The organism is Breznakia pachnodae, from assembly GCF_030814225.1.
In the GTDB taxonomy this organism is placed as follows: domain Bacteria; phylum Bacillota_I; class Bacilli_A; order Erysipelotrichales; family Erysipelotrichaceae; genus Breznakia; species Breznakia pachnodae.
The window spans coordinates 984,213-1,003,932 of sequence record NZ_JAUSUR010000001.1; the positions used below are offsets into that span (position 1 = coordinate 984,213).

At 32.5% G+C, this 19,720-nt stretch carries 19 protein-coding genes; 4 read left to right on the forward strand and 15 right to left on the reverse strand.

What is annotated here, in order from left to right:
* Nucleotides 1-62: 62 nt before the first annotated feature.
* Genes J2S15_RS04730 through J2S15_RS04740 form a run of 3 tightly spaced genes read right to left on the reverse strand, consistent with a single transcriptional unit; the run spans nt 63 to nt 3,652 of the window.
* Nucleotides 63-1,541 carry a PASTA domain-containing protein gene (locus tag J2S15_RS04730; RefSeq protein WP_307405930.1) on the reverse strand — a complete coding sequence of 493 codons (1,479 nt, stop codon included), beginning with the start codon at nt 1,539-1,541 and terminating at the stop codon, nt 63-65.
* Entirely contained in the window at nt 1,534-2,208 is a 675-nt protein-coding gene (locus tag J2S15_RS04735; RefSeq protein WP_307405931.1) for an ABC transporter ATP-binding protein, read from the reverse strand. The genes J2S15_RS04730 and J2S15_RS04735 overlap by 8 nt, the downstream gene beginning before the upstream one ends.
* A 10-nt stretch (nt 2,209-2,218) precedes the next feature.
* Nucleotides 2,219-3,652, reverse strand: coding sequence for an ABC transporter permease (locus J2S15_RS04740; protein WP_307405933.1), 1,434 nt, complete (start codon nt 3,650-3,652; stop codon nt 2,219-2,221).
* 278 nt (nt 3,653-3,930) lie between these two features.
* Between J2S15_RS04740 and J2S15_RS04745 the strand changes: the two genes are divergently transcribed.
* Nucleotides 3,931-4,887 (forward strand): RsiV family protein, encoded by a 957-nt coding sequence (locus J2S15_RS04745; RefSeq protein ID WP_307405935.1) that lies wholly within the window; start codon nt 3,931-3,933, stop codon nt 4,885-4,887.
* Nucleotides 4,888-4,926: 39 nt separating this feature from the next.
* Here J2S15_RS04745 and phnX read toward each other — a convergent pair whose 3' ends face one another.
* From phnX to J2S15_RS04770, 5 genes are read right to left on the reverse strand one after another with little or no spacing between them, the layout of a single operon-like run.
* Nucleotides 4,927-5,706 carry a phosphonoacetaldehyde hydrolase gene (gene phnX, locus J2S15_RS04750; protein WP_307405937.1) on the reverse strand — a complete coding sequence of 260 codons (780 nt, stop codon included), beginning with the start codon at nt 5,704-5,706 and terminating at the stop codon, nt 4,927-4,929.
* Entirely contained in the window at nt 5,693-6,799 is a 1,107-nt protein-coding gene (phnW, locus tag J2S15_RS04755) for a 2-aminoethylphosphonate--pyruvate transaminase (protein WP_307405939.1), read from the reverse strand. The genes phnX and phnW overlap by 14 nt, the downstream gene beginning before the upstream one ends.
* A 2-nt stretch (nt 6,800-6,801) precedes the next feature.
* Nucleotides 6,802-7,776: an extracellular solute-binding protein gene (locus J2S15_RS04760; RefSeq protein WP_307405941.1), complete on the reverse strand. Its 975-nt coding sequence runs from the start codon at nt 7,774-7,776 to the stop codon at nt 6,802-6,804.
* Nucleotides 7,763-9,400 (reverse strand): ABC transporter permease subunit, encoded by a 1,638-nt coding sequence (locus tag J2S15_RS04765; RefSeq protein WP_307405943.1) that lies wholly within the window; start codon nt 9,398-9,400, stop codon nt 7,763-7,765. The genes J2S15_RS04760 and J2S15_RS04765 overlap by 14 nt, the downstream gene beginning before the upstream one ends.
* A 1-nt stretch (nt 9,401) precedes the next feature.
* A complete protein-coding gene (locus J2S15_RS04770) occupies nt 9,402-10,178 on the reverse strand; it encodes an ABC transporter ATP-binding protein (protein WP_307405945.1) in 777 nt (258 codons plus the stop codon).
* 524 nt (nt 10,179-10,702) lie between these two features.
* Between J2S15_RS04770 and tenpIN the strand changes: the two genes are divergently transcribed.
* On the forward strand, nt 10,703-11,170 hold the full coding sequence (tenpIN, locus tag J2S15_RS04775; protein ID WP_307405947.1) for a type III toxin-antitoxin system TenpIN family toxin: 468 nt from the start codon (nt 10,703-10,705) through the stop codon (nt 11,168-11,170).
* A 522-nt stretch (nt 11,171-11,692) separates the two neighbouring features.
* Nucleotides 11,693-12,319 (forward strand): chloramphenicol acetyltransferase, encoded by a 627-nt coding sequence (locus J2S15_RS04780; RefSeq protein ID WP_307405949.1) that lies wholly within the window; start codon nt 11,693-11,695, stop codon nt 12,317-12,319.
* A gap of 61 nt (nt 12,320-12,380) precedes the next feature.
* Here the strand turns inward: J2S15_RS04780 and rpiB are convergent, their stop codons facing one another.
* The 5 genes from rpiB to J2S15_RS04805 form a co-directional block, all read right to left on the reverse strand.
* On the reverse strand, nt 12,381-12,827 hold the full coding sequence (rpiB, locus tag J2S15_RS04785; protein ID WP_307405951.1) for a ribose 5-phosphate isomerase B: 447 nt from the start codon (nt 12,825-12,827) through the stop codon (nt 12,381-12,383).
* Between the two features lie 3 nt (nt 12,828-12,830).
* Entirely contained in the window at nt 12,831-13,322 is a 492-nt protein-coding gene (locus tag J2S15_RS04790) for a PTS sugar transporter subunit IIA (protein ID WP_307405953.1), read from the reverse strand.
* Between the two features lie 4 nt (nt 13,323-13,326).
* Nucleotides 13,327-14,256 (reverse strand): DUF7916 family protein, encoded by a 930-nt coding sequence (locus tag J2S15_RS04795; RefSeq protein ID WP_307405955.1) that lies wholly within the window; start codon nt 14,254-14,256, stop codon nt 13,327-13,329.
* Between the two features lie 11 nt (nt 14,257-14,267).
* The gene (gene rpe / locus J2S15_RS04800) at nt 14,268-14,921 is read right to left on the reverse strand and encodes a ribulose-phosphate 3-epimerase (RefSeq protein ID WP_307405957.1); all 654 of its coding nucleotides are present in this window, start codon (nt 14,919-14,921) and stop codon (nt 14,268-14,270) included.
* Nucleotides 14,922-14,982: 61 nt separating this feature from the next.
* On the reverse strand, nt 14,983-16,350 hold the full coding sequence (locus tag J2S15_RS04805; protein WP_307405960.1) for a PTS transporter subunit EIIC: 1,368 nt from the start codon (nt 16,348-16,350) through the stop codon (nt 14,983-14,985).
* Between the two features lie 220 nt (nt 16,351-16,570).
* Between J2S15_RS04805 and J2S15_RS04810 the strand changes: the two genes are divergently transcribed.
* Nucleotides 16,571-17,584 (forward strand): LacI family DNA-binding transcriptional regulator, encoded by a 1,014-nt coding sequence (locus J2S15_RS04810; RefSeq protein WP_307405962.1) that lies wholly within the window; start codon nt 16,571-16,573, stop codon nt 17,582-17,584.
* Nucleotides 17,585-17,596: 12 nt separating this feature from the next.
* Here the strand turns inward: J2S15_RS04810 and J2S15_RS04815 are convergent, their stop codons facing one another.
* Complete coding sequence (locus tag J2S15_RS04815; protein WP_307405964.1) at nt 17,597-18,913, reverse strand: MATE family efflux transporter; 1,317 nt, start codon at nt 18,911-18,913, stop codon at nt 17,597-17,599.
* Nucleotides 18,914-19,067: 154 nt separating this feature from the next.
* Complete coding sequence (locus tag J2S15_RS04820) at nt 19,068-19,604, reverse strand: TetR/AcrR family transcriptional regulator (protein ID WP_307405966.1); 537 nt, start codon at nt 19,602-19,604, stop codon at nt 19,068-19,070.
* Nucleotides 19,605-19,720: the final 116 nt, after the last annotated feature.

The following is a 19,720-nucleotide window of genomic DNA, read 5'->3' on the forward strand; positions in this document are numbered from 1 at the left end:
AAACATGAAATATTTATAATCTACCACCATAAAAGCAATCCACAAAGGATTGCTTTCTTTATTTATTCACCACTGTCCATAACTAAATCAGCATTTGCCATATAGATTGTAATCGAACCACCAATTTCAATAAACTGATTATTATAACTAGCTCCACAAGTCATGCCTTTTTCAATTGGTTGATCTTTGAATTGACAGGTACTTGGTGCAACCTGTTGGATTGTGTATGTAATACTTGCACCTTTCTGATTTATTTCATAGAAATAATCACGAATATCTTTTTCTGTCTTATAAATAACATCAGATCGATTAATGTATGGTTTTCCTATAGAATAAGTAACCACCACATTCTCAACATTTCCATCTTCAATGATTACTCCAGGAGCTACATCCTGTGAAATGAATTGACCATATGGAACTCCTGCACTATAACGTTCTACAACCAGATAAGGTATATTTTCAGTAGCCCCAGTTTCATTAATTGTATGTAGATTGTAGGCAGAGAAGTTTGGCACAATTTGTGCTTTTCCCTTTGATACTGCAATCGTTAGTTCATCGCCTTTAGCTACTTTTTCTTTTGCGGCAACACTTTGGGAAATTACTTTTCCCATCTCAATCGTTCCTGAGTATTCATCATTTTGAACGATTTTCACTTCATTCTTTGTTGCCCATTCAGTTACTTTACTAACATCTTCACCACTAAAGTCAGGAACTTCAATTGTTTTTTCTTTCTTTTCCTCACCTTTAGAAACAGTAACTGTAGCATAATCTTTTCGCTTATAAGTTTCTCTAGTCATATCTTTATCTGCAAATTCCAAGCGAATAAAATCACCTTTTTTCACAGTTGTACTATATTCTTTTTGAACTTTTAGATTATCAGCTCGATTTTCACTAATCCAATCATTTATTTTACTTTCATTATAAGTTGAGAAATCTGGAATCTCTAGACTCTCTTCTGGATCAGCACCTTCACTGACTTTCACAATCAGCAAGTCACCTTTTTGAATACTACTTCCTGCTTTTTTATTTACAGAAATTACATGGTCACTGCTGTATTCCATTGAAAATTCAGTACTGATATCCAAGTCAACACCATTCTTCTTAGACCATTCCTGCATCTCTGAAATTGGTTTGTCTACGAAGTTTGGTAATGTTCGCTCATTCATCATTCGATAACCTAAGAATCCTCCACCAAACACTAACAGAATCGCCAACACCAACAATCCATGTTGAATAATTTTCTTTTTCTGATAATTTGGATCCTTATTAATTTCTTCAACTGTATCTGTTCTTTTTCTCTTGCCTGCCAACACCTTTGGCATTTCTGGCTGAAACTTCTTCTTTTCTTTTGTAGTATTTTCATTGCTTAATGGCTTTTCAACTGACGTCTTTGGTTCAGGTTTTGAAACAGGGATTTCTGTTGTTTCATCAGAATCCTTTTCCTTCTTTTTACCTTTATCATCTTTTTTAGATTTTTCTTCATGTTCATCTAAAAGATTTCCATATTTATCATCTGTAAAGTTCTTTAAGAAATCACTCATCTTCTACTAATTCTCCTTGACTAAGAGTAAATGCTTTATCTGCCTGTTGGGCAATTTCATCATTATGAGTTACCACGATAACACACTTGTTGTGTTCATGTGCTAATGTTTTGAAAATATCTACAATTTCTTGTTGCATACTTGCATCCAGGTTACCAGTAGGCTCATCGGCTAAAATCACATCTACATTAGTTGCAAGTGATCTGGCAATCGCAACACGTTGTTGCTCTCCCCCTGATAACTTGTTGATTTGACGATCTGCCTTTGTTTTTGTAATCCCAATAAAGTCTAATAAGTTGTATGCTACTTCTTTTTTATTCTTAGGTACTTCATTATCTGTTTCACACATTGCCAGTTCAATATTTTCCAGCCCTGTCAAATAAGGAATCAGATTGTAATATTGAAAAATAATTCCAATTTTATTACGACGATATTTTTCATATCCAATTTCTTTTAATTCTTTTTGTTCATAAAGGATTGTTCCCTTCATTGGCGTATCAAGTGCACTGATTAATGACAACAACGTTGTCTTACCAGAACCTGATTGTCCTTTGATTGTATAGAATACTCCTTTGTCAAATGAACAACTTAAATCTTTTAATATATATCTTATATTTTCACCATCTTGGTAATAATACTCAAGGTTATTTACTTCTAATATTGCCATAATATCCCCCTTACATTAAAACCTTTCTAGGCTTCAAACGAACTACGTATACTGTTGGTGCAATTGAAGAAATCAATAATGTTCCTAATCCAATCAGATATAACATCACAATATAATCTGCATCCAACGTTACTTCATATGTATCAAGCACTTCATTTTGGTCGACATAACCACTACCGCCACCACCTGGGCCAGTTGCATAGTAAATCATACCATTGTCGTTATTAATTACTTGTTGTTCAATCATTTTTTGAGAAACACCATTTGCTAACTCTTTACCACTGAACAGTGATAGTGTTAACGCAATAATTCCTACAACCAATACTTCAATTACAACTTGCGCTACAATCTTCCACTTCTTAACACCAATCGACAAGTAGATACCAAATTCATGTCTTCTATCTCTTAAGAATAAGATAACTACAAGACCTAAAATTAGAATTGTCGCACCAATTGAAATATATAGAATTCCTGTTGCTAGCCAACTGATAAATGAAATTGGTCCAGCTACTGAATCATATGCATCACTTGAAATAGACATTGTAAAACCTTTTGGTAATAAATCTGCTGATGCTTCTCTAAAACTATCTAGTTGTGAAGCATCTTTCAAATAATAAGTAGGAATAATTTCTGTAAAGTTTTCATATTCTTCACCAAAATCATTAAACTTTTTATTTTCTTCATATGACCAATCATTGATTGAGGTAATTACATTGTTAGGAACATAAATTCTTTGCGTCATTGAATAATCAACCATTCCCATGTTATCGTCAGTTTCTTCTTTTACTGATAACGATGCATCAAAAATACCAATCAACTCAAATGTATAGTCCTTTGTACTGACAACTTTTGGATAACCCATGTCATCTACATCTTCCCAACTATAAACATTCATACTAAAAGACAATGTATCTCCTACATGAAGATTATTCATCTCTGCAAATAATGTTGATACTAAAGCGACCGGTTTTCCCTCATCTATTTCATTTTGTTTGAAAACACGACCTTCACTTAGTGCGATTTTATTTTCACTTATATCAACAATCGAAGGTATCTGAACTCCATAGAATTCAAAATCTGCTCCTTCACCCATTCCGCCCATTGTACAGTCTGGGCCACAATAACTTTCGTACTCTTTTGAGTTTAACCAAGTATATAAATTATATTCATAATACTTAACACCCTCAAGTTTACCAATCTTATCAACTGTTTCTTGATCCAGTTGTGGAATGTCATCATCTTCACCTATATTATTCCAATCATAATCAACCCTAGCTTCTGCACCAAGTTTGTTTTTGATTGTTTCCTCAACATTGGTAGTTGCCTGCTTTACCGCAATCGAACCTGCCATCAGGTTACCTAGGATAAAGATTACAACTAATAAAATAATTGACTTCCCTTTCTTTCTTACTGTACTCAGTAATGCTCTTTTCAGAAAATTCATTCACCATCCTCCTTCTCTCTCACTCTTACATATTATTATGCAGTAAGATCCTACAGAACACAAGATATTTTGATTATCTAAGTATTATTAATGGTTATTTATAATACATAAAAAAGCAGAATAATTCTTGCTTGTTGCTCTTCTCTTATTATATGAAATTCTTTGTTAAATCTATGTTAATTATTTCTTAAATATTTCTTAAGATTGCCTATTTATTTCTATAGATTGTTATCTTAAGATGCTATAATAAATCTATCAGAATATCAATTGGAGGGAATATGAGAAAGTTAGGAATAGGTATACTAGTTCTACTTGTTTTATTAAGTGGGTGTAGTAATAATAGTAGTAAAACTACAAGTAATAAAACAGAAAATAATGATATTGAAAATATCAATTTTTTAGATACATATGGTTTACTTAAACATCTAGAGAAAACAAATTATGAAATAGTTGCTAATATTCACCAAAGTGATGAACTTAAAACTATTCAATCTAAATATGAAGCCTTTTTAGAAACTAATGTAAATGCATATGTTTCAAAAAGCAGATATTATTATCAATACAATGATGATGTTGAATTTAGTGATGAATATTTTTACTGTTATCCAATCTTAGAAGAAAATGGATATCCTGGTATACCTACTATTAATGAAATCTATAAACAAAAATATGATGAAGACAAAAACAATTTCAAAAGAGACTATATTACACTTGGAAACAATTGGGATTATTTCTACAAAGCCCTTGATAGTGGAACAGTTTCTAACAAAAACAGCTCAACCTTTCATAGTTATAGATATACAGTTGTATCTGTCGAATATACTGAACCCTATGTTAATTTAATCTTCATTTTTACGTTCTATCAGGGTGGACTACACCCTGTATCATACTATTCTACTGAAACCTATGATATGAATAATGGAGAATTAGTGGAATTAGAAAATATTTTCTCTGATTTTAATAAAGATAAAAAAGAAATTCAAGAGCTATTGCAATTAGAGGCTAAAAACATCATCCATAGTCCTGAACTTATTAAACTAGATGATTGGTACAATAAAAAATCGAAGTTATATAAACATGACTTTATTATTACTAAAGAAGGAGTACAATTTCTCTTTGATGACTATGAAATTGGTGCTTATGCTGAAGGAAAACAAAAAATCACTCTAAAGTATAGCGACATTAAGCAATATTTAAGTGAAGAATTTATTGAATCATTAGAGTTTGAAATATAGCAATAAAAACCATGTCGATTAAGTTGACATGGTTTTGTTTTATCCTAATTGAGTAATCAATTTTGGTAACTCATCAAGATTCAAGATAACATAATCAGCTCCAGCATTTTTATACTCTAACTTTGCTTTCTCAAGAACTGCATTACGTTCTTCTTCCATGAGGCTTTCATACTCGTCAGCATTTAATCCAACAAGCGAACTTCCTTCCAATACACCTATACTGATTACCCCTGCATTTTTACCTTCCATAATATCTGATAAGGTATCGCCAACTTTAATAATTTCAGTTGGATCCGATAATTTCAGATACTCCATATTTTTATAAATCATATCCGGATATGGACGACCAACAAAGTTTGTATCATCTGGCGAAATATAACTGTCTGGATAATAACCTTGTCTGTTGGCATTTTCAATCACTACCTGCATCATTAAATCTGTATAACCAGTAGTTGATCCAATCTTAATTCCATTTGATCTTAAGTAATCAACTGTTTCTAGTACATATGGTTTTAGTAAGGTATGATTTTCTAAACAATCAAATAGTTTCTGTTCGAAGATTGTATATACTGTTTTCACATCAATTTCATCATGATAACGTCCATGAATATCGTGAAACAATTGACGAACTCTTGGCATATTAAGGATTGCTTCTATATGTTCAATTTTCATCATTCCCATTGGTGCGCGAATTTCATCATACGTAAGATTGATTCCAATTAATGCAAAGGCTTCTTTAAATGCTTCTACTGGGGCAAAACAACCATAATCCACGGTTGTCCCTGCCCAATCGAAAATAACTCCTTTAATTTTTGACATGTTCTTTCTCCTCCATAAATGATGCAAAAATATGACAGATATTCTCAATATCTTCTGGATAGATTTCACCAATATTACCTACGCGAAAGGTTGGTACATCGGTTAGTTTTCCTGGATAGATGACATAACCTCGTTCTTTGATGTAGTCGTACATTTCTTTAAAGTTAAATTGTTTATCTTCAGGATAATAAAATGTAGTAATGATTGGTCCTTGGTCTTTATACTCGATATATGATTTAAATCCAAGTTTATTCAATCCTTTTACTAATAATAGATTATTGTGCTGATATCGATTGCTTCGTTGCACTACTCCACCTTCTTTTCTTAATTCTTCGATTGCTTTTCGAAACGCTAATACGGCATGGGTTGGTGATGTAAAACGCCATTTTCCGTCTACTGACATTTGCTTCCATTGATCAAATAAATCTAGAGATAATGATCTGGCATTTCCTTCACTGTCTATTAATTTTTGTTTATCTGCAATGATAAACGAGAAACCTGGAACTCCTTGAATGCACTTGTTGGAAGAACTGATAAGAAAATCAATATGACATTCTTCTATATTAATTTTCATTCCTCCAAAACTGCTCATGGCATCTACAATAAATGTTACATTACAATCATTTGCAATTGATCCTATAGATTTAATATCATTCAACATTCCTGTTGTTGTTTCGTTGTGAACCATCGCAATATACTGAATCGCAGGATCTTCATCAATAATTCTTTCTACTGTAACTGGCTCGAATTGATGATTGTATTCTTCATAATAGACATGATATGGAATCTTAGCATGTTCTAAGATTTCCACCATTCGTTCTCCATAAGCACCATTGGATAAGACAAATACTTTTTCTCCTTCTTTCGGAATACTAGTTAATACTGATTCAACACCAAAGGTACCACTTCCTTGCATCAATACAACTGTATATTCCTGTGAATCTACTTCCGCAATATCCAGTAATTCACTACATATTTCCCTGGTTATACTTTTGTATTCATCATCCCAGGTACAGTGGTCAACTAGCATTTCTTCTTTAACACTATCTGAAGTTGTTAGTGGACCTGGAGTTAATAATTTATAGGTGTTCATATCTACTTACTTTCCTCAGATAACTTTTGGTGTTGTTCAAGAAGATCGACTGTAAGATGTTCTTTAAACTTCTTCACATTACTTACATCTTCACTACTTTCTTCTCCTTCATACAATGCCATTGGATAGAAATCTAATAAGTCTTTTCGACCTTCGTTAATGATACATTCTGCCATTTCCATTGCTTTAGGGTTTGTATCTTCTCCCTTATCTACAACTGAGATTCCTTCTGTCAGATAGAATGTTCCTTCACTAGGATCAACATAATCAATTGGTAATCCTGCTTCTTTATCAGCTACTGCCTGATGACGAAGACCAAATCCAATTGCTACTTCTCCAGCACGTGCTTTCTTTAAAGGAGCGGATCCTGATTCTTCAATATGATCACCTGCATTGTCGTAGATTCCTCTTAAAATTTCTTTTGCTTCTTCTTCGCCATACTCAGTTATTAATCCTTGAATCAATAGCCATGCTGTTGAAGAACTAGAGATATCTGTTACTGAAATATATCCTTTGTATTCTGGTTTCGCTAAATCTTTTAAAGATGTTGGAGTTGTTAATCCTTCTTCTTTCATCATTTCAGTATTAATAATGATTGCTCCTTCCTGTGCAGTAATCGGTGCATAGTATGAAGGCACTTCATCTAATGTATTAACATCAAACTCTAAATCTTTAAACATTGTGCTTGTATCTTGTGCACTATCTAAATAGAAGGAACTCATAGTAACAACATCTGCTTCAATATTGTTTCCTTCAGCCAGAAGTTTTCCTCCCAACTCTGATGTTCCAAATGCCTGTATAATATATTCTCCTTCAAATCCATTACTATCTAGTGCCTTTTTCATGATTTCAATTGCTTCTTCATCGGCATTAGAATAAATAACTACTTGTGCACTTTCGGCATTACTTTGACATCCACTAACAAGCGTAACGAAAGCTAGCAGGCATACAACTACAATATTTTTAAACTTTTTCATTTTTAATTCTCCTCTTTTTATTGATATAGAAATTTGTTAGATACTTAACTACTAAATTGGTTACTAGAATCAACAGTGATAATATAAAGATTTCATTGAATCTAGAGAAATACTGTAACTCTTTTATCTTTGCTGTAATCACCATATTCCTTGCTCCAGTGATGAAGATAATTGCACTGATTGTCACCATACCATTGATGAAATAGTATGAGAACATTTCAAGCAGTGTAATTAACGAGTTTGGAGTAAGAATACGAATAATTGTTTTCAACCATGAATCTCCCATTAGTTTAGAAGTTGTTTCATAAGACTGATTCATTTTTTCTAATGTTCCTTTGATCATTAGATATGGAGTTGAAAAGAAATGAATTACATTACAGATAATCATAATAAGAAAGGTATTCTGTAAGCTACTTCCACTAAAGATAAACAGGTAAGCAATCCCTAATACCATTCCTGGTATTGTGTTCGATATTAGTGAAAGAATAAATACTAATTTCTTATTTCGTTTTTTTAGTTCACTTCTTACACTTACAAGCCCTGCTATATAGGTAATCAGAGTACCAGCAAGTGCAGTAAAGAGAGCTACAATTAATGAATTACGATACACACCAAACAGTGAACTATCATGAATCACGGATAGGAAATGATCCAAAGTGAATGATGTTTGATATGGCCACTGTGAAGTGAATGGAACAATTACAATAACCGCAAATAATACAATGATGGTAATTGTGATAAGACTGGATACAATAATGCAAAAGACATCCCTAAATTTATTTTTGGTGATTTCATATAAACTCACTTTTGAATAACTGACACTGTACTTGTCCAAGTAATGTAAGATCCATGTACTAATTAAAGAAGGAACTAACATTAGGATGGCAATTACCGAGCCATGAGCAAAGTCAGGAACGCTACCTAGCATTGTCTGATATAACTGAGATGCAATTACCTGATATTGACCACCAACTGCTGCTGGAATTCCAAAATCAGTAAATGATAGAAAGAATGCCTGGATGAATGCTGCAGCTAATGTTGTCATTAGTGGCCTAAGTAAGGTTGTTCTAAGTGTTTTTATTGATGAATCAGACATCAGTTTGGATACTGTTATAAATTTTTTATCGATGTACTTCATTGCATTTTGGATTAACAGAAAGGCAATTGGTAGTGTATAGATCACATATCCCAATAGAATTCCATTAAATCCATAAATATCTAAAATCTGATGTCCCAGCAGTTGAGTTATTAACCCCTGTTTCCCAAATGAATAGATGATGACAAATCCATATGTAATGGTGGGAAGTAACATTGGTAATGTAGCAACTACATGGATTACTTTTTTAATCTTTTCATTGATATTGGTATAATGCAGTGAGAATGATAGAATAAATGCTAACACAACCGCAATTACTGCACTCAGCAGCGATACCTTAATACTATTTCCTAATGTGGTTAAGAAATTTGATGATGTAAGAATATCAATGTAATTCTGGATAGAAAACCCCTGACCTGTATCAAAGGATTTCAATAATAATGATCCAAGTGGTAGAAATAGAAAGACAGCAAATAAGATGATGATAAACAGAAAGACTAATTTATATTCAATTTGTTTTATTTTCATACTACTGGTATGATTCACCATACTCAAATGTCATTGTAGGCTGAAATAATGAGATAATGTTTTGTCTCTTAATTTCAAGTTGGTTTAAAATAAACTCTTCCACAAATTCATTTGTAGGATGGTCAATAATCTCTTTTGGTTTCGCATACTGTGATATCTTTCCTTCATTGATAATCAGTACTCGATCAGATAGCGTAAGTGCTTCTTCAGGATCATGAGTTACAATAATCGTAGTTAGATGAAACTCTTTTGCGATATCTTTAATTCGCTTCTTAATTGATTCTTTGATCACTCCATCTAGTGCACTTAACGGTTCATCAAGCAATAGTATCTTAGGCTTCATCACAAGCGTTCTAGCTAATGCTACACGTTGTTTCTGCCCACCTGACAACTGGTCAATGTGTTTTGAAAGATGTGGCTCTAAATCAAGCAGATGAATCAATTCTCGCACTTCTTCCTCTGTCGATATATCCTTCTTATTCTTTAATCCATATACAATGTTTTCATAAGCATTTAAATTAGGAAATAAAGCGTAATCCTGAAATACAATATTGAAACCACGTTTCTCCATTGGTATTTCTGTGATATCTTTATGATCACATAAGATACTACCTTCATCTACTTTTACAATACCTAATATGATATTAAGTAGAGTCGTTTTTCCACTTCCAGATGGACCAAGAATCGAAATGATTTCACCATTGTCAATCGTCAATGAAATGTCATTCAATACCGGTTTCTTAGAATATGCTTTTTTAATATTCTTTAACTCTAACATATAACCTCCCTTGTTCAACGAACGGGCACATTATAAAAAAGTTATATTAAATAACTATTAGAGAAGTGTTAACAAAGAGTAAATGTTTTGTGAAGTTAGGTATCATAAACATAAATTATTTTAAAAATTCTTAGGATTGATTTTCATTTTATATTGGTTATAATATAAATGAAGAGTTAATAAAAAAGTTTTTATTAGTTTTTCCACTATTAAGATGACGTGTTACGGTGCTAGCAAAATTGTTGGGAGACACGTCGGTAAAATAAAAATAGCCGAGCGAAGAAGATGTGTGATGGTTCTGACACATCGGTAAAATAAAAGTAACCAAGTGAAGATTTAGAGGAACAATGTTCCTCTTTTTTTGTCGAAAAAGATACAATAGTTAATTCACATATTATTTAGGAATATGGGTCATCTTTGTTAATAGAATAGTATAGGAACTTATAACATAAGAGTTCTACTTAATACATTCATAACAAGAATATTCTAAATATAATCAAACTCTAGAAAGGGAGTTGAAATTAGTGAGTTATACTATTGAAATTAGAACTTTAAATCCGTCATTCTTTATAGCATATCCAAGCCCTCCATATACAGAAATTGAGAGAGATATTAAAAGACTACATACTGTTATCATTTTCCATTATCTAAATGGTCTATTTATATGCGTGCCTTTTAGAAGTCATATATCACATAAAAATTGTTATCATTTTAGATTTAGCAGTAGAAGTAAAAAGAGTAGATCTGGAATAGATTTTTCTAAAACTATAATTATTAAAAATCCAAGTTTCATTGGAAATGTTTCTACAATAGATAATGATGAATTTTCTGAATTACTTAAATACAAATATGAAATAATTAATAAAATTAATAATTACATTGAGGCTTATATAATGCATTTCAATGGTAAAAAATTACTCTCTAAAGAAGAATTTGATAGAAAATATAAATTTACTACATTAAAATACTTCCATAATCTTCTAAATATATGAGAAGGCATTCTAGTTAAATATACTATTGTTGTAATGATTAAGCTTATTTATAATTGAATTTTTATTTTTTCTATATTTTAAAAGAATATACACACTACCTATAATCATTAAAGAACAGGCTAAATAAAATGAATAATTATAATCTAGTGCTACAAATACGGAGTATCCTAATATACTCAGAATACAGAGGGCTAATATATAGGTAAGAAAAAAACGAATTAATAAACCTTTAATATCAATTGTCTTAAAATAATTACTCCATTTTTCTTCATCCATATTCTGAATCATTTTTTTAAAATAAAGGAATATTAGAAACAAACCTACTGTCAATAGTTTCGCTAATAATATTGCCACTAGATAAATTATTATAACTATCACGAACTGCTTCATAGGATTACCTCTTTCATATATGAGGTATTATACGCTTATTATTTATAAGTAGATATAGTCATTCATGACATTTACAGTTGATATAAATTATAAATACAGATAAAATATACTTAATTTATAAGGAGGTCTTTTATGAATACTTATACAATCATTAATCAACAGAACTGGAAACGTGCGCAACATTGTGCTGTTTTTAGAAATAGCGTAGAACCTGCTTTCTGTGTAACTTTTGAACTTGATATTACCAATTTCAAGAATAAAGTAAAAGAACAGAATTTATCATTTACTATGGCAATGATTTTTGCAGTATCGAAATGTGCAAATGAGATTGAAGAATTTCGTTATCGTTTTCTTGATGGTGAGGTTGTATTATTTGATCACATTGATACAGCCTTTACATATATGAACAATGAAACAGAATTATTTAAAGTAGTAAATGTTCCTCTTCTGAATACAATGAGTGAGTATGTAGAACTTGCATTAACTACCGCCAAAGAGCAAAAGGAATACTTTACTGGTCCTTTAGGAAATGATATTTTTCAGTTCTCACCAATGCCATGGATTTCTTATACTCATATATCACATACAAATTCTGGTAAGAAAGATAATGCAACTCCATTATTTGATTGGGGTAAATACTTCACTAGAGATGGAAAAATTATGATGCCTTTTTCTGTGCAGGTACATCATTCATTCGTTGATGGTTTGCATGTAGGTAAACTTGCAGATAAACTGCAAACATATCTGAACGAGTTTTAGATAAAATAAAAGACAAGATTGTTTCTTGCCAATTACTTCTGTTATTTGATAACCAATTATTTTATAGTTGGTTATTTTCTATTTGAACAATCATATCGATTCTTGATTGATGTCTTCCACCTTCAAACTCAGCAGCTAACCAGTTATCAACAATCATCTTTGCTAGTTCAATACCAATTACTCTGGCACCAAATGCTAGAATATTTGTATTGTTGTGTTCTCTTGATAATTTTGCAGTATATGGTTCACTACAAACTACTGCGCGTATTCCGTGTACTTTATTTGCTGATAAGGAAATACCTACACCAGTTCCACAAATCAAGATACCTAAATCAACTTCATTTGATATAACTGCTTTTGCTACTGCTTCACCAGCAATTGGATAATCAAAACGCTCTTCGCTATTTGTTCCAAAATCTATAATTTCATAACCTTTGCTTTCTAAATATGTTTTGATTTCATTTTTCATATCTACGGCAACATGATCATTACCAATTCCAATTTTCATAAACTACTCCTTTACAATTTTTAATACAACATCGTTTGCAGTTACTTCACCTGTAAGTGTTTCTACATCTTTAAAATCATTTGTATTTGTAATTACATTAATTACAGTTGTATCAAAACCATGCTTTTCTATTAGTGGAAAATCCACATTAACTAACAGATCTCCACGTTTTACTTTTTGGTCAACTGCTACTTTCGCATCAAATCCTTCTCCATCAAGTTCCACCGTATCAACACCAATGTGAATTAATACTTCTACACCTGCTTCGGTTTTGATACCTAACGCATGTTTGGTTGGAAAAATCATGGAAACTTTACCTGATATAGGTGCAACCACTTTTCCATTACTTGGAACAATTCCTACACCTTTTCCTAATGCACCAGAAGAAAACACTTCATCCCTAACTTCACTAAGGTTTACACTCATTCCTTCTATGGAAGCAGTTAGCTCATATGGTCTTTCTTCTTTATTTTTAAAACGATCTAGTAATCCCATAGTATTACCTGTTTGTACTTGCCATACGGAAATACGTATATGGTTTTCCTTTCAATGAAATAGACAACTGCATAATATTCTCTGGTATTGTACATCCAGCAAAGCCACCATCACCAATTGCATGAATGTCTGCTCCTGTTTCTTTCATCATAAGTGCAATCAAGCGAATAGTATCAGTATCTGCACCTTCCACTGAGCTGTTCAAGAAAGTCATTGCCAGTGTTCCAGGTTTGTAGGTATGAACATATTGCACTAATTCCTGAATCATATGCACACTAATCCCATGTCTGCTTCCTGGTGCTGGCAAATCAATTACATCTGCTCCTGCATCAATTAACTCCTTAATAATTTCTTTTGCGTCTCTTTCAGCAAGTGGATCTCCCAATACTTTTTCATTGATTCCATCTTCCCATTTTCCTGCAAATATCATCACTTCATCACCAACAATACTTTTTGTTAGTTTGGTAGTTTCAATTACATCATCAATGGATGTTCCACATCCCGGATTACCTCCAAGAATAATAAAATCAACGCCTAGTTCCACTGCTTTCTTAATATGTTCTTTAGTAGCAACCATTCCATTTTGATTATATAGTTTCTTTTCCACTACTGTATTCTTACCAGGACATCCTAAATAAATACCAACTGGGCGATTGCAGCGTGCTTTTAACTCTTTAATACTAAGCCCCTGCATTCCTGGGTTATCTTCTAAATTATCCAAGTTGTAAGTATTCAACATCACCATATCAGCACCAAACGAAAACATTACTTCTGTATTCGTTACGCCTCTTACTAATCCTTGATTAGCAAATATTAGATGTTGACCCATCACAACTCTTCCTTCTGATTTATAAATTGATATTTTCAGATCCTGTGCACTCATGTTTTCAAAATCCGATTTTGATGCACTAATTAGTCTCGTTATATGTTCCACTTCTATACCTCCTATAATTCTCGTAATTCTTTGATCAATTGCTGATAGGTTTCTTCTTTACCAAACAATGCACTTGTTCCCAAGATATAGCCATCTGCCCCTAATTCGTTCATTTCTTTAATTTTCTCAGGTGACATTGCACCATCAATAACTAATTTAAAATCATATGTTTCTTTCATTGCTACTAACTTCTTAATCTTATCTTTGGTAAAATCAATGAACTGTTGTCCTGCAAATCCAGGATTTACACTCATCACCATAACGTAATCTACCAGATTCAACATTTCATGAATTGTTTCTATACTGGTATCAGGATTTACTGCAATACCTGCCAGTTTTCCTTTTGACTTTATATATGCCAAAGTTTTTACTACATATCGTTCTGCTTCTGGATGAATATAAATCAGATCCACTCCTGCATCAATAAACAAATCAATCTTTGTTGAAGGATTTTCTATCATCAAATGTACATCTACTAATTTATCCGTATACTTGCGGATTGTTTTAATATCCATAATTCCCATTGTCATGTTAGGCACAAAGGTTCCATCCATCACATCACAGTGGAAGATATCCACTCCTGCCTTATCCAAAGCAATTACATCATCTTTTAATGCACCATAATCAGCACACATCATACTAGGGCATAATAATTTCTCTTTCATACTTACCTCCTCTTTTATTACTGCAGGTAGGACTATGTAGATAGCCCTACCTATGAATATGTTAGATATTGTCGTTTGCGCGATCGTATCCAAATAAGTAAGTAAGAATTGCTGTTCCTAAGAATGCAAATACCATAGCAATTACAAATCCAATAAATCCTTCTCCAAAGAATAATGGGAATGATAGAATTCCAACTGGACCTCCTGCAAGTGCTGCTGCATTTGAGAATCCTGCAATACCACCAGAGATTGCTGCACACACAACTGCAATATAGAATGGTTTCTTGTATTTCAAGTTCACCCCATAAATTGCTGGTTCTGTAATTGAGAAGAATCCAGTAACTGCTGCTGATAATGCATTTTGTCTGATTTCAGGATTCTTTGATTTTAATGCTACTCCAAGAGCTGCTCCTGCTTGTGACCAGTTACTTGGACCAGTTACTGCATTAATTGTATTTCTACCATACATCGCCAGGTTTACTTGTCCTAATGGCACAATTCCCCAGTGTAATCCAAATACAACTAATACTTGCCACAATCCACCTAATACAACTCCACAAACAACTGGATTTAAGTTATAGATTGCAGTATATCCATCACCAATAAATGATTGTAAGTAACTTGTTACTGGCCCAATAATTAAGAACATAAGTGGTACAGTTACTACTAATGTAATTAATGGAGTTAATACATTACGTGCTACTACATGAATATACTTTGTACATAACCACTCTACTTTTGACATAAAGTAAATCGTTACAATAATTGGTATAACTGAAGAACCATATCCCTGTGTTGGGAATAAAACAGTGATACCTAGAATTGACATTCCAGTTTCACCTTGTACTGTTCCCTGGATGGTTCCACTAATTAGCGTTAATGCAATTGCAACCGCAATATATGGGTTACATTTGAATTTTCTTGCTGATGTATATGCCAGATAAACCGGTAAGAATGAGAATACTGCATTATAGATTTCATTAATCATAATATAGATTCCATCTTCTACTGTTAACAATGAGAATTCAGTAGCTAACATTAGTAATGCACGAATCATACCAGCTCCAATTAATGCTAGAAGAATTGGTGTAAAGATACCAGTTACTAAATCAATAATCTTATCAATTACTTTACCTTTTACTTTAAGATCATCTTTTTCAGTAATATCTAATGTTTCTCCATTGATATTTGACATTGCTTCAATCTCTTTAAATACATCCCCTACTGCATTTCCTATAATTACCTGGAATTGTCCACCACTGATAACAACGCTAACAACTCCTTTGATTTTTTCTACTTCTTCCTTTGATACTTTGCTTTCATCTTTTAATCTAAAACGAAGTCTAGTCGCACAATGCGCTAGCGATTTCACATTTTCTTCGCCACCTACTTTTTCTAATATTTCAGCAGCAACTACCTTGTAGTCCATTTTCTACCTCCTGATTTTACAATCTTGCGTAAACGTTTACTCATATATCTAAAAAAATAGACCAAGCGCTTGTAATGAGTAAATTTGCGTAAACGTTTAACCACTTGTAGAATATCACTGTTATTTTTATTTGTCAACACACTTTTATAACTTTTCTTTGTAAGTTTTACTTTTACCCTACAATTTGATATATTATAAAAAGAGCAGAAAGTAGGTCTTTATGAGTGAGAAAAAAGTAGTATCAATAAAGGATATTGCGGCATTATCAGGTGTCAGTATTGCGACCGTATCCAGGATCATAAATAAGAAAGGTCGTTATTCAAAAGAAACTGAAAAAAAAGTTATGGATATTATCGAATCTCATGGATATGTATCCAATATGGCTGCGAAAAGTTTACGTGAAGCAAAGTCACATACAGTTGGATTGATTGTACCTGATATCAGTAATGATTTCTTCTCGACAATCTCTTTGCACGTTGAAAAATTCTTTGCGGATGCAGGCTATTCTGTATTTATCTGCAACAGTGCCAATGACTCAGAAAAAGAAAAAGCATACTTTCGTACACTGGACTCTAAATTGGTTGATGGAATCATCTGTATCAGTGGATTACAGTCACTTCCTTCGGACTTAACACCAAGAAATATTCCAATTGTCTGTATCGATAGATATCCAGAAAATGATAAAAATATACCCATTGTTTCATCTGATGATACAATGGGCAGTTATCTGGCAACGGAACATTTAATAAAAAAAGACTGCAAGAACATTCTTTTTATTGCAAACTTTACTGCTGACTATAATCGTAAAACTCGTTATCATGGCTATGAGAAAGCAATGAAAGATTACAATATGGACATCAAGAAACAAAATATTATTTATCTTTCTGGTGATCAGCCAAGTTATGTGGAAAGTGAAGTGCAAATTTCTAATATGATTCAAAATGGTTATGAATTTGATGGTATTTTTGCTTCCAGCGATCGTGCTGCACTTGGTGCACTTTATGCCTTAAAAAGACATAATATTGATGTGCCAAATAAAGTAAAAATAGTTGGATTTGATAATTCCTTATATTCTCAGTTACCTTCTCCATCAATTTCTACCATCTCTCGTAATACTACAATGTTAGCTGAAAATGGTTCGCAGGTATTACTGGATATGATGGAAGGAAAAACAATTGAAAATCATAGAATTATTGTTCCTATCAACTTGATTGAAAGAGAATCCTCAAAATAAATGAAAGGCTTTTTATGAAAATATAAAAAGCCTTTTTTGACGAATAAATAAGATATATCCAACACTACTAACTAGTAGTTCTGTAAGTGGGAATACACACCATACTCCAATGATTCCACCAATCGAAGAAAGTAAGAATGCAATTGGAACTATTAAAATAAATCCACGTAATAACGAAATAATATGTGCAGGTTGTGCACGTTCAGTAGAAGTAAAATATACCGATAAAATAATATTGATACCTGCAAATACACAACCTATAAAATAGATTTTTAAGCCGGTTACGGCTATCGATTGAAGCAATTGATTTTGTTCACTATTAAAGATATTTGTGATTGTATCTGCACCAACTAATATTCCACAATACACTACTAGCGAAACAATAATAGCCGTTGTAAGAGCATATCGTAAAATCACTTGAACATTATCCATATTTGATTTCCCATAGTTCTTCGCAAGTAGTGGCTGTATCCCTTGGGCAATTCCTGTATAAACTGATATTACAACTAGTGACAGATTGGCAATAATACCATATGCCGCTACTCCCATATTCCCTGATAGTTGCAGAATAATCGAGTTGAAGACAATCATAACTAACCCTGATGATACCTCTGTAATTAATGATGGAAGACCTGTAGAAACAATATATTTACTTATATCCAACTTAAGTTTGCATCGCACAAGTGTAAACTTATTTTTTCGTTTAATAAAGTAAATCGACAATACAAGAATACTTACGATTGGTGCAATCCCTGTTGCAAGCACTGCTCCAAAAATTCCCATTTGAAATGGAAAAATAAAAACATAATCCAGAATAATATTTGATAAGCTACCAGTAATCATTGCGACCATTGAAAGTTGTGGTGCACCATCATTACGCACGAAGCACAACAATACATTGTTCAGCATAAACATAGGCGCAAACAATAGAATTACTTGTAAATAGGTTTTACTCATTTCATAGACTTCACTATTTGCTCCTAATAATTGTGTAATAGTTCCTGAAAGAAATACACCTACAAGGAAAAACACCAATGAAATTCCAATAGATAACATTACAGTATTAGTAAATACTGTATTCGCTTCTTCGGTTTTCTTTTGACTTTTTAATATGGAATATTTAGTGGCACCACCCATTCCTAACATCAGTCCACTACCATTCACAAAACTGTATACTGGTATTGCTAAATTAAGTGCAGCTAAACCATTTGCCCCTAACCCTTTTGATACAAAGAATGTATCGGCTAAGATATAGCAGGACAAACCAATCATCCCCAGTACATTCAGCGATGCATACTTTGCAAATTCTTTAAAACATGTATTTTTCATACAAACCTCCAAAATAAAAAAGCGCCATCATTCATATCTTCTATGGCCTAACGATATGAAATCTAACACTTTACTTTTACCCGGCGGCAAATCATAATTCGCTTTTTACTCACTATAAAATAGCACGTGACTATTTTATTGTCAAGCATCTATCCTATTTTAAAACCAAATCATTGATACAGTTTGCCATTGTATCAATATCATATTTCAATCCTTTTTGAATCCAATAAATAATTGTACTTGTTATCCCAAATGCATAATATGCAATTGATACATCCACTGGTTCAGGAAGCGTAAGTGGAAAGCATTCTTTTTCTGAAATTACTTCCTGAAGTTCTATCTGAAAGGAATCACGAAACATTTCAAGTGTAGTTACTTCAAAATCATTAATAAGTAAATTCTTAAAAATACGTACATTATCTTTAATATTCCCTAGCACCTGGTGAATCATCTCATGGAAGTCACCTGTTTCCTCTTCATCAAGAATATTACAGTTTAACACTTTCATACTAAACTGCAACAAATCATATTTATCTTCAAAATGAGCATAAAAAGCACTTCTGCTAACCAGTGCATCTTTACATATATCATTTACCGTAATCTTGGTAAAACTTGTTGTCTCCAGTAATCGAAACAATGTCGTAGATAACAACTGTTTCGTCCTAACAACCCTTAAGTCACTCTTATCCATAACATCTCCTTTCACTCATTATAATTCATTATCTGTACATTTTCAAAAGAATGTAAGTTAGCGGACAATTTCTTGAATGTGTCCGTTAACTTACAACTATGAATATCTGTAAATTG